This window comes from Acidiphilium sp. JA12-A1 (assembly GCF_000724705.2).
GTDB lineage: Bacteria > Pseudomonadota > Alphaproteobacteria > Acetobacterales > Acetobacteraceae > Acidiphilium > Acidiphilium multivorum.
Genome location: NZ_JFHO01000212.1, coordinates 1 through 254, shown reverse-complemented (window position 1 = coordinate 254; position 254 = coordinate 1). Strand labels below are relative to the sequence as shown.

1 pseudogene is annotated in these 254 nt (G+C 77.2%); it reads left to right on the top strand.

Features of this window, described 5'->3' with window-relative positions:
• Positions 1-254 (top strand): annotated as a pseudogene (locus RT91_RS19340) (DNA primase); the annotation flags it as partial.

Here is a 254-nt window from a genome sequence, read left to right as displayed (position 1 = left end):
GCCCGGCGCCGACGACCCCGACAGTTTCATCCGCCGCGAGGGAGCCGCCGCCTTCGCCGCCCGCCTCGCCGCCGTGCCCTCGCTGGCCGACACGCTCTACCTCCTGCTGGCCGAAAGCGCCGACCAGGCCACCCCCGAGGGCCGCGCCGCCCTGCGCCACCGGCTCGAGGAGGTCGCCCGCACCATCGAGGACAAGGCGCTGGCCGGCGAATACCGCGGCGCGCTGCTCGACCGTTTCTTCGCCGCCCGGCGCG